Raw genomic sequence first — 10758 nt, 5'->3', positions numbered from 1 at the left:
TATCTCGCTCGGCCCTCCTCACTCGCCTCCTATGTGGTGCATTTCTGCACCTTATCTCGCTCGGCCCTCCTCACTCGCTCCCATGTGGTGCATTTCTGCACCTTATCTCGCTCGCTCCGCCTCACTCGCTCCCATGTGGTGCATTTCTGCACCTTATCACGCTCGCTCTGCCTCATTCGCTCCCACGTGGTGCATTTCTGCACCTTATCTCGCTCGCTCCGCCTCATTCGCTCCCATATGGTGCATTTCTGCACCTTATCACGGTCGCTGACCGCACCCCATTCACAACCCAATTCCTGCTCCCCTTCAACTGATACAGTTTTTAACAATTCCTGCTAGAGGATTCGCGCACAATTTGTCGAATTGTTATTATCACGCCATCTTTGAACCCACGAGAACAGGGGATGAACGAGCTTCATGCTTCACATGATTACACGTAACAAATACAAATTGTCTCTGCCCATGCTGTTGTCCACACTAACAGCCATATCCGTCCTGCTCACGCTTGTCTTCACCATGACTGCGTCCTATCAATCACAGCGCGAAACGCTGTACGATACAACTCTTCGGATGAACAATTCCAGCGCTCAGAAAATGAGCCTGACGATGAATTCGCTCTTCCAATCCATGCGTGCGAATCTCCGAACAGCGGCGGATTACTTGAGCGAGCACCCATCGCTGAACGAATCCAGCATCATTGATCACCTTGAGAACTCGCGCAAGTCGAGCAGCTATTTCAACTCGCTCTTCTGGGTGGATACCGATGGCGTGGTCAAGAGCATCTCGCCTCCGGCCATTGCGTTGAAGGGTACCAAGCTTACGACACCAGCCTCTCAAGAAGCGCTTACATCACGGGCTTCTTATCTGTCGACGCCTTATGTGAGCACAACAGGACGTCTGATCATTCTAATGTCGGAACCAATCTTCGATGAAAATAATCAATATGAGGGATTCATCGGCGGGACCATCTATTTGCAAGAGAAAAATATTCTAAACACGATCTTCGGCAGCAATCTGGTCGAAGACAACGGCTCGTACTTCTATGTCGTCGATTCCAGCGGCAAGCTGATCTTCCACCCAGACCAGTCCCGACTAGCGGAAGATGTTTCACGCAATACGGTCGTACAGAACTTGATGCACGGTCAGACAGGCGAAGCCAAAGTCGTCAACCTGAAGGGCAGAACCTATCTTGCAGGTTATGCATCTGTACCCAATACCGGGTGGGGCATCGTCATGCAGTCGCCAGTCCAGACTGTCTATGAACAGCTCAACAGTCAGATTCGTTCGACGATCATCTACATGTCGCTGCCTTTCCTCATCATCATGCTGGCTGCCATGTATATTGCACGCAAGCTCGCGCTGCCTTTCGCCGCCCTCACGGACTATATTGGGCAAGCAGCAGGTACGAACGAGCTGCCTCCACCCGTGAGCCCGAACCACTGGAACCGCGAGGCGCATGTCCTATCGCAGACCGTCGTGCTTGCCGTCGAGACGCTGCGCAAGCAGTCCGAGGAGCTGTCGCATGCTGCCCACGTCGATCCGCTTACTGGGCTGATGAACCGGCGCGCGATGGAGGAAGTGTTGAGCGAATGGACCGCAACAAACGTTCCATTCGGCTTAATCATTATGGATCTCGACCGGTTCAAATGCGTCAACGATACGCTCGGGCATCAGATTGGCGATGAAGTGCTGAAATGTTTGGCCCAAGTCATGCAGCGGTCGGTCCGCTCCAGCGATATTTGCTGCCGTTTCGGCGGTGAAGAATTCGTCGCGCTGCTTCCACGTGTTACAGCTGACGAGGCATTCCGACTCGCGGAGCGAATCCGCAAAGCGATGGAGAAGGAACCGACGCCGGCTAACCGCGTCATTACGCTCTCGCTCGGCGTCGCCGTATCTTCGCAGCACGGCAGCGATTCGAGCACGCTGATTCGCCTAGCGGATGAGGCATTGTATGCAGCGAAGGAAGCTGGCCGCAATCGGACCATGATAGCTGCGCCGGGAAAAGACTCGGTTGATCAACGTTCCACGTGATTTAGCCGTTTTACCTCGTGACGATGGCAGGACAGCGTCGTGTACGCAACTAGGTACCGAGAGTCACATGCCCCTATGGACACAGCTTTCGTTGGAGTAAATGAGCGCATAGAAAAAGCGTTGCTGAGTCACTGAGCAACGCTTTTTTCTATGCGTCTATGTTATAGAAGGAGCCCCCCGCTAAGTGACCCAAATAATCTACTTCGCAGCCGCTCGTTCCGCCGAATCCACCGTATGCTTCAGCAGCGTTGCAATCGTGACCGGACCGACGCCCGCCGGCACTGGCGTGATCGCGCTCGCGCGCTCCGCGCAAGCTTCATAGTCGGCGTCGCCGACGTTGCCCTCATTGTAGCCTGCGTCGAGCACAACCGCTCCTGGCTTGATCCAATCGCCCTTCACGAACTTCGCCTTGCCGACGGCGGCAACAACGATGTCGCCGAGTCCAACAAGCTCGGGCAGTCCATTCGTCCGCGAGTGGCATGTTGTGACTGTCGCGTTGCGGTTAAGCAGCATCGCGGATACCGGCTTGCCGAGAATCGGGCTGCGGCCGATGACGACAGCATGTTTGCCTTCGATTGGAATATCGTAATAATCGAGAATCGCAATAATCGCAGCCGGCGTGCAGGACGGATACTGCGCGAAGCCGAAAGCATTTTGCGCAAAACCAAGCGTTGTTACGCCATCCACGTCCTTCTCGATCGCGATCGCCTCGAACGCCGCCCGCTCATCGATATGATGCGGCACCGGGTGCTGCAGCAGAATACCGTGCACGCTATCGTCCTCATTCAACTGCTGGATCGCCGCGATCAGCTGTTCCGTCGTCGTAGAAGACGGCAGGTCGACGCGAATCGAACGGATGCCGATGCGCTTGCACGCATTGCCCTTCATGCGGACGTACGTTGCCGATGACGGATCGTCGCCGACCAAGATTGTTGCAAGACAAGGCACAACGCCTTTCTCCGCCAGCCCCGCCACCCGTACCGCCAACTGCTCCTTGATATGCGCCGCCACTTTGTTTCCGTCGAGAATCAATGGTTCATTCATTCGTACGACATCCCTTCGTTTATCGGATAACAAACAAAAAGAGATAAGCGCATTAACTGCACTTATCTCTGCCCAGGCGTACGGCTTATTGCTACTACGTGCTTCCTCATGGTTCCCCATGCTCCGCCAGTCACACGCAGCGATTCAATTGTCTAACTATTCAATAGTTTATCAACGATTGTTCCGCACAGTCAACCGCTGTGGATGACGCGGTTTACAAATTGTGGGCCGAGTGTTATGGTGTCCGTAAAAGGGGGAACTGCCATGCACATCGACATTGCTATCGAATCCGATTATTCCTATATTCGCGAACGCGACCGCCATATTGCAGAGCATCTTATCCTTGCCAAAATAAAAGAAAAAGAAATCTACATCCTCCGCGACGAACACGGCTCCTATTTCGGCTGGATGCGATACGGCTACTTCTGGGACAATACACCCTTCATGAATTTGATTTGGTTGGATGAGCCCTTCCGAGGTTCGGGCATCGGCAGGCAAGTGGTCCTCCGCTGGGAAGCGGATATGAAGCAGCGCGGCCATACCTTCGTCATGACATCGACGCAAGCCGACGAAGGCGCACAGCACTTCTATCGCAAGCTGGGCTATCGGGATGCCGGATGCCTCGTGCTCGATACACAGCCGCTGGAGATTATCATGACCAAGACGCTGAGCTAAATCAATAACGCCTACAATTTGATGTTACACAATAAGGCTGTCCTATGCCGACCGACTCCCCCAGGATATCATCCTGCGTGAAGTCGGCCAGTGCATGGACAGCCTTTTGTATTGGGACAGCCTGCCTTCCGGCTCTCCCCTACTTACGATGCATCTTGAACTCCAGGAACAGCTCGTTGTAATGCGCGAGCATCCGCTTGCCCAAGTTGCGGTATACCTCGAGCTTCTCGGTCAGCTCCGGTGCCGGATAGAACCGTTCATCGCCCGAGATGTCTTCTGGCAGCAGTGCCAGCGCGTCCTTGTTCGGCGTCGAATAACCGACATACTCTGCATTCTGCGCCGCATGCTCCGGATCGAGCATGAAGTTCATGAACTTGTACGCACCTTCGATGTTGCGCGCCGTCTTCGGAATAACCATGTTATCGAACCACAAGTTCGAGCCTTCCTCTGGTACCACATAATCGAGGTTCTCATTCTCGCTCATAATCTCGGATGCGTCACCCGACCAGACGACGCCTACCGCTGCCTCTTCATTCGCGAGCAGCATCTTGATCTCATCGCCGACGATCGCTTTCACATTCGGCGTCAGTGTAGACAGCTTGCTCTTCGCTTCCTGCAGATGCGCTTCTTCCGTATCGTTGAGCGAGTAATGGAGGCTGTTCAAGCCGAAACCGATCACCTCGCGGGCACCGTCGACGAGCAGAATCTGATTGCGCAGCCGTTCATCCCATAGGTCGTTCCAGCTCTTAATCTGCCAGTCATCCAGCATGCTTGGGTTGTACACGATGCCGACCGTCCCCCAGAAGTACGGAATCGAATATTCATTATCCGGGTCGAACGACAAGTTGAGAAACCGCTCATCGATATGACTTAAGTTCGGCAGCTTGCTGTGGTCGATCGGGAGCAGCAGGTTTTCTTCTTTCATTTTGCTGATCGCATATTCCGAAGGGACGCTCACATCGAACGTGGTGCCGCCCTGCTCGATCTTCGTCATCATCGCTTCGTTCGAATCGAACGTCTGGTAGATGACCTTCAGACCGCTCTCCTCTTCGAACGCGGTGATCAGATCCGGGTCGATATAGTCGCCCCAGTTATAAATCGTAAGCGTATTGCTGCCCGCATACCCTTCCGAGGAGTTGAGCAGATGAGCACCGTACATAAGCGCAAAGGCGACTGCGAATACGGCAATGAACATTCGAACGAGCTGCTTCATTTCTGCACCTCCATTCCCGGCGGTCGGTTGCCTCGCTGATTAATGAAGTAATACCCGATCACGAGTACGATCGTGAATAGGAATATAAGCGTCGACAACGCGTTGATCGACAACGAGATCCCCTGCCTTGCACGGGAATAGATCTCGACAGCGAGCGTGGAGTAGCCGTTGCCCGTTACGAAGAACGTTACCGCGAAGTCGTCCAGCGAATACGTCAGCGCCATGAAGAAACCGGCGAAGATGCCCGGCCGAATGTACGGCAGCATAACCTTCGTGAGCACGTCCGTACGGCTGGCGCCAAGGTCGCGCGCAGCGTCGATCCACGTCGAGCTCATCTCCTCCAGCTTCGGCAGCACCATGATGACAACGATCGGGACGCTGAACGCGATATGCGCAAGCAGCACCGATACGAAGCCAAGCTTAATGCCGACGATCGTGAACAGAATGAGGAACGACGCGCCGATAATAACGTCCGGGCTGACAATAAGCACGTTGTTAAGCGCCAACAGCGTATTCTGCGTCCGGCGTCGTCTCACATGCTGAATCGCAAGGGCGCCAAGTACGCCTAATATCGTCGACAACGCCGAGGATAGCAGTGCGATGACGAGCGTATTAAGCACGATGATCAGCAGCCGCGTGTCCGCGAACACTTCCTTATACCATTCGAGCGTGAAGCCCTCGAAGTCGTGCATCGCGCCGCCGCTGTTGAACGAGTAGAGCGTCAGGAAGAAGATCGGCGCGTAGAGCACGACGAACACAGCGATCAGATACAGATTCGACCATTTCCACCCGCGGGATGTCCGTTGCGAAGCCATTATCGATTCACCTCCCGTTTGGGGCGATTACCGGTCAGCACCATGATGAGCGCCATAATAACGACGAGGAACACGGCTATCGTAGCGCCCATTCCCCAATCCTGCGTGACGAGAAAATGCTGCTCGATCGCCGTACCGAGCGTAATGACGCGGTTGCCCGCGATGAGACGCGTAATCATGAACAGCGACAGCGCCGGAATGAACACCGCTTGGCAGCCGGCTTTCACGCCATTGATCGTCAGCGGGAACACCACGCGGCGGAACGTTATCCATGGCGAAGCGCCAAGGTCGCGCGCAGCGTCGATGAGCGACGGGTTCATTTTCTCAAGCGCATTGAAGACTGGCAGAATCATGAACGGGATGAAAATATAAACCGATACGAACACGAAGCTGAAGTCGGTGAACAAAATTTGCTGACGGCCAATGCCGAATGTCTCCAGCGCCGCATTCACGATGCCGTATGTACCGAACAGCCCCAGGAAGGCGTAAGCCTTCAGCAGCAGGTTAATCCAACTTGGCAGAATAATAAGCAGCAGCCATAGCTGCTTATGCTTCGTACGCGTCAGCAGATAGGCGGCCGGATAAGCGATCAACAAGGAAAAGGCCGTAATCAGAAAGGCGTACCAGAACGAGCTGAGCGTCATCCGCATATAAACGGGCGTGAAGAAGCTGCTGTAGTTCGAGAACGTAAACTTCCCTTCGATATCGAACAACGAATAATAAACGATCAGCGCGATCGGCGCGACGACGAACAATACGATCCACGCGGCGTACGGGATCAGATACAGATTGCGCGATTTAACGGACATGTTCGGCTTCTTCCTCTTCTTCGTCCGTTTCGGTGTACGCCTCGATTCGCTTATCGAACTCTTCTTCCGTCTCGTTGAAGCGCATGACATGAATGGCTGCCGGTTCCCAGTCAAGCCCGATCCACTCGTCTACCGTCGCCTTCTTCGTCGAGTGTACGAGCCATTCGTTGTCCGCCTCGTCATAGGCAATGATCTCGTAGTGAACGCCGCGGAACAGCTGCGTATCGACGCGCGCCTTCAGCTTGCCGCTCTCCGGCTGCGTCATCTCCAGATCCTCTGGACGGATCACAATCTCGACTTGTTCGTCCTTATTGAAGCCGCCGTCCATACATTCGTACGTCCGGCCCGCGAATTCGACGACATAGTCTTCCTTCATTCGTCCAACGACGATGTTCGATTCCCCAATGAAGTCGGCAACGAAACGGTTGATCGGCTCATCGTAAATATCTGTCGGCGTTCCGCTCTGTTGGATCGTACCTTTGTTGAGGACGAAAATCTCATCCGACATCGCAAGCGCTTCCTCTTGATCATGCGTAACGAAGATGAACGTAATGCCCAATCTGCGCTGCAGCTCGCGAAGCTCGTATTGCATCTCGGTGCGCAGCTTCAGGTCAAGCGCGGACAACGGCTCGTCCAGCAGCAGAATCTCCGGCTCGTTCACAATCGCGCGCGCAATCGCGACGCGTTGGCGTTGACCGCCCGACATCTCCGTAATCTCACGGCTCTCGTACCCTTCGAGATTGACGAAACGGAGCGCTTCGCGCACTTTGCTCGCGATAACGTCGTTCTTCAGCTTCTTGATCCGCAGGCCGAATGCCACGTTCTCGAACACGTTCAGATGCGGGAACAGCGCATAGTCCTGAAATACCGTATTCACTTGACGGCGGTTCGCCGGCACCTCATTGATCCGCTTGCCATTGAAGTAGATCGAGCCTTCCGATGGCTCCATGAAGCCTGCAATGAGGCGAAGCACCGTCGTTTTGCCGCAGCCGGACGGACCGAGCAGCGTGTAGAACTTGCCCCGTTCGATCTCGAAGCTGACATCGTTCAGCACGGGCGCATCATTGTCATATCGCTTGGTCACATGCTCGAAGCGAATGATCGTATTGTTGTCGCTCATAGTATCACTCCTTACATCAGGATCTTTGAACGGAGTTCAAAGTCACTCTGCCGCTACATCAGGATCTTTGAACGTGACATCAGGATCTTTGAACGGAGTTCAAAGTCACTCTGCTTACTCGAAGTCACTCTGCCGCTACATCAGGATCTTTGAACGGAGTTCAAAGTCACTCTGCTGCTACATCAGGATCTTTGAGAGGAGCTCAAAGTCACTCTGCTTATTGGATCCAGCAAACCCTGTCGGCTCCTGTCTCTCTTATGCCCTCATTATATATCATGGGAAAATCCATGCAATAAACATTCCAGTCAGCAGGAAAATAGCCGCAGACAATCGCTAACATTCCCATTATTGTCCAACTTTACGCGCACGTCCAACTAGCTACGCCCCACGAACTACGAACAAATATTTCTCGGTTCATTAGACTTATTTTGATAAGTTTAACTAAAATATGGTTTTAAATCGGTGTGCTTCTGCTACAATGGAATCATTAACAAAGAGAGGAGGCTCGTTAACACTTTTATAATTGAATGCGCTTACTTTAACCCCAAAAACTAAGGAGGATCTATCATGATTAAGAAGTTGATTACGCTTATCGCCATCTTCGCCGTAACGCTCACCGTTATTCCGCTGCTCTCACAGCCGAAACAAGCAGATGCGGCATCGGTCACGAACCAAGGCTTGTACAAAATCATTAACCGCCACAGCGGTCAGGCACTAGAGGTATATAACTATGCACACGAGAACGGTGCGAACGTATCCCAATGGACGGATCTTGGCGGCGACAATCAGCTGTGGCGCTTCGTCAGCGTCGGCAGCGGCTATTATCAGATCATTAATGCAAACAGCGGACGTGCACTTGAGGTATATGGCTGGTCTACAGCGGATGGCGGCAACATCGTGCAGTGGCAGAACTTCCAAAGCAACTACAATCAGCACTGGAAACTCGAAGACAGCGGTGGCTATGTACAATTGAAAAACCGCAATAGCGGTAAGGTAGCAGAGGTGTACAACTTCTCGACAACAGCCGGCGCAAACATTAACCAATGGACGGACCTTGAAGGCGCGAACCAACAGTGGACGCTCGTGAAGGTATCGCCAAGCTCCACAACGGTGAACTCGACGATCGTCGTAGCAGCAGGTCAGGTGTATGATGGCAAAGGCAGAACGTTCATTGCGGGCTCCGCTCTCGGTGACGGCAGCCAGGCTGAGGGCCAGAAGCCTGTCTTCCGCTTAGAGAATGGTGCGACGCTGAAGAACGTCGTACTCGGATCACCAGCTGCGGATGGCATTCATACGTATGGCAACGCCTACTTATCCAACATCGTCTGGACCGATATCGGCGAGGATGCGCTGACGATGAAAGCTGCCGGTACGGTTACAATTAACGGCGGCGCGGCTTATAACGGAAGCGACAAAGTGTTCCAGCTCAATGCGGGTGGTCGATTCAATGTGTATAACTTCGTAGCGAGCAACGCCGGCAAATTCATCCGCCAGCTCGGCGGCTCAACATTCAAGACCGACGTCTACATCGACAGCTGCGACATCTCGAATATGTCGGAATCGATCTTCCGTACGGACAGCACAACGACTACGGTAACGATGACGAATACGCTTTATCACAACGTTGGCACCAAGTGGTACAACGTGCAGCATGTGACCGAGGCGAACAATACGGCGTACTAGTATGTTTAGTTGGTGGGTGCCACTCCCCTGGTAGCTATCAACAAGTAAGAAAGATTTTACGCTAACGGACTCCACGGTCACTATTGTGTTCAAAATAGCGCTTCAGCGCTTGTAACAGACACAGCAGCCCCTATTCAGCGGTTTCGCGCCATCATTGGCACCTAACCGCCGTAATAAGGGCTGCTCAGTCCGTTAAGTCCAGCAGATCATCCAATACGAGCATATAGCGTCCGCTCTGTCCTTAGCCTTCCGCTGAGTCCGTCAGCCTTCCGCTCACCGGCGCTATCGCTCGACACCTACGCCTTCTTCACGACCGGAATCCAAATCTCGCTCCGATAATTCGGCACAGTTGTATCTTTGCCTTCATTCCACAGCATCTCCGGTCCTTCTACCAGCTCGTAGCCAGAAGACGGGAACCATTCGGAGTAGATACGCCCCCATACCTGCTGAAGCGTCTGCGGGAATGGACCAACTGCCTCGAATACGGCCCATGTAGATGCAGCCACTTCCAACGCCGCCCATCCTTCCGGACATGGCTCTGTCGTTGCCGCTCCAATATAATGGTCCAGCTCGCCCCGCTCCTCCATCCGGCCTTCCGAGAAATTGACGGAAGCGCTAATGATACCTGCAGGCTCGGTGTTCGCAAGTTGCTTCAGCAGCCCGATTTTCTCCATATCGAGACTCTGCCACATAGCGGCGATTTCCGGGTTAACCCCTTCGAACACAATCGGCACCCGCTTCATCAACCCGACGATACGGAACGCTTCCTTGTCCACGATCCGATAATTCATTTCGACTCCTCCTTGTACGGTAAGCTGGAAGGTCATCGGCGGATAAGCTTTGAACGAATGATTGCTCACCTTCGCCTCCGACGGTGTCATGCCATGCAGCTGTTGGAATGCTCGCGCGAATGAATCAGCGGAGCCATAGCCATACTTTACCGCGATATCAATCACACGCGCTTCTCCGCCTTGCAGCTCGTAGGCAGCGAGCGTGAGCCGCCTGCGGCGAACGTATTCAGAGAGCGGAATGCCGGCTAAGAACGTGAACATTTTCTTAAAATGATACGCCGAACAGTACGCCCTCCTCGCCGCTTCCGTATAGTCGATCTCCTCCGCCAGATGGCGCTCGATATACGACATGGCGTCATTCATTGCTTTAAGCGAATCCATTCGTCCGACTCCCCTTCCAACCTCATCGTAACAGCAGCCGAAACGCCGCATCCGACTTTTATTGTACAAAAAAAACCGCACAAGCGGTTGCTTGCGCGGCTTACCTAATTAGTATGACTGATGCTATCTCCAATCTTAGGTGTGTATCCCATTGTACCCCCATCAACTAGTCGGACCTTGCCACCTGCTTAATCTG

9 protein-coding genes and 1 riboswitch are annotated in these 10758 nt (G+C 53.4%); of the genes, 3 read left to right on the top strand and 6 right to left on the bottom strand.

Annotated features, from left to right (window positions below; all coding sequences use genetic code 11):
• Positions 1-417 precede the first annotated feature (417 nt).
• Complete coding sequence (locus tag SBI19_RS16325) at positions 418-2031, top strand: sensor domain-containing diguanylate cyclase (RefSeq protein ID WP_317970020.1); 1614 nt, start codon at positions 418-420, stop codon at positions 2029-2031.
• A gap of 198 nt (positions 2032-2229) precedes the next feature.
• On the opposite strand, the gene SBI19_RS16320 is transcribed toward SBI19_RS16325, so the two are convergent.
• Entirely contained in the window at positions 2230-3075 is an 846-nt protein-coding gene (locus SBI19_RS16320; RefSeq protein ID WP_317970018.1) for a bifunctional 5,10-methylenetetrahydrofolate dehydrogenase/5,10-methenyltetrahydrofolate cyclohydrolase, read from the bottom strand.
• A 63-nt stretch (positions 3076-3138) separates the two neighbouring features.
• A riboswitch (ZMP/ZTP riboswitch) is annotated at positions 3139-3219 on the bottom strand.
• A 120-nt stretch (positions 3220-3339) separates the two neighbouring features.
• On the opposite strand from SBI19_RS16320, the gene SBI19_RS16315 reads away from it, so the two are divergent.
• On the top strand, positions 3340-3750 hold the full coding sequence (locus SBI19_RS16315) for a GNAT family N-acetyltransferase (protein ID WP_317970016.1): 411 nt from the start codon (positions 3340-3342) through the stop codon (positions 3748-3750).
• A gap of 139 nt (positions 3751-3889) precedes the next feature.
• On the opposite strand, the gene SBI19_RS16310 is transcribed toward SBI19_RS16315, so the two are convergent.
• Genes SBI19_RS16310 through SBI19_RS16295 form a run of 4 tightly spaced genes read right to left on the bottom strand, consistent with a single transcriptional unit; the run spans position 3890 to position 7707 of the window.
• Positions 3890-4963, bottom strand: a complete 1074-nt coding sequence (locus SBI19_RS16310; RefSeq protein WP_317970014.1) for an ABC transporter substrate-binding protein — start codon at positions 4961-4963, stop codon at positions 3890-3892.
• On the bottom strand, positions 4960-5778 hold the full coding sequence (locus SBI19_RS16305) for an ABC transporter permease (protein ID WP_317970012.1): 819 nt from the start codon (positions 5776-5778) through the stop codon (positions 4960-4962). The genes SBI19_RS16310 and SBI19_RS16305 overlap by 4 nt, the downstream gene beginning before the upstream one ends.
• Positions 5778-6587 carry an ABC transporter permease gene (locus tag SBI19_RS16300; protein WP_317970010.1) on the bottom strand — a complete coding sequence of 270 codons (810 nt, stop codon included), beginning with the start codon at positions 6585-6587 and terminating at the stop codon, positions 5778-5780. The genes SBI19_RS16305 and SBI19_RS16300 overlap by 1 nt, the downstream gene beginning before the upstream one ends.
• Positions 6577-7707, bottom strand: a complete 1131-nt coding sequence (locus SBI19_RS16295) for an ABC transporter ATP-binding protein (protein ID WP_317970008.1) — start codon at positions 7705-7707, stop codon at positions 6577-6579. Before SBI19_RS16295 ends, SBI19_RS16300 begins: the two co-directional genes overlap by 11 nt.
• 567 nt (positions 7708-8274) lie before the next feature.
• Between SBI19_RS16295 and SBI19_RS16290 the strand changes: the two genes are divergently transcribed.
• Positions 8275-9390 (top strand): pectate lyase, encoded by a 1116-nt coding sequence (locus SBI19_RS16290; protein ID WP_317970006.1) that lies wholly within the window; start codon positions 8275-8277, stop codon positions 9388-9390.
• A gap of 296 nt (positions 9391-9686) precedes the next feature.
• Here the strand turns inward: SBI19_RS16290 and SBI19_RS16285 are convergent, their stop codons facing one another.
• Complete coding sequence (locus tag SBI19_RS16285; protein ID WP_317970005.1) at positions 9687-10562, bottom strand: AraC family transcriptional regulator; 876 nt, start codon at positions 10560-10562, stop codon at positions 9687-9689.
• Positions 10563-10758: the final 196 nt, after the last annotated feature.

The organism is Paenibacillus sp. CCS19 (assembly GCF_033239625.1).
In the GTDB taxonomy this organism is placed as follows: Bacteria; Bacillota; Bacilli; order Paenibacillales; family Paenibacillaceae; genus Paenibacillus_T.
The sequence above is the reverse complement of the archived record's forward strand: the minus strand, read 5'-3'. Positions and strand labels throughout refer to the sequence as shown.